1 protein-coding gene is annotated in these 255 nt (G+C 60.0%); it reads right to left on the reverse strand.

Features of this window, described 5'->3' with window-relative positions:
- Positions 1 to 255, reverse strand: a 255-nt coding sequence (locus LD028_RS09240; RefSeq protein WP_237811640.1) for a phosphosulfolactate synthase, incomplete at both ends; no start/stop codon positions are given.

The raw sequence follows: 255 nt of genomic DNA on the forward strand, positions 1-255 counted from the left end.
GAAATCTCCACCGCGTTGAAACCGAGGTCGAGCAGCCGGGCCATGTACGTCTCCGGCGGCGAATGCCGGATGGCGATTTCAAACAGCGTGCCGCCCGGCATGATGTGCAGGTCCAGTGCCTTGGCGAGCGCCACTTTTTGGTACAGGACGCCGGCGGGATAGAGCGTCGAGGTGCCAAACCCCAGTTTGTAAATGTCGATATGCGGCGCGGCCAGTTCCATCAGGTCATGAAAGGTGTTCAGCCCAAGCCCTTTG

It is taken from the genome of Anoxybacillus sp. LAT27 (assembly GCF_022030075.1).
GTDB lineage: Bacteria > Bacillota > Bacilli > Bacillales > Anoxybacillaceae > Anoxybacillus > Anoxybacillus kestanbolensis.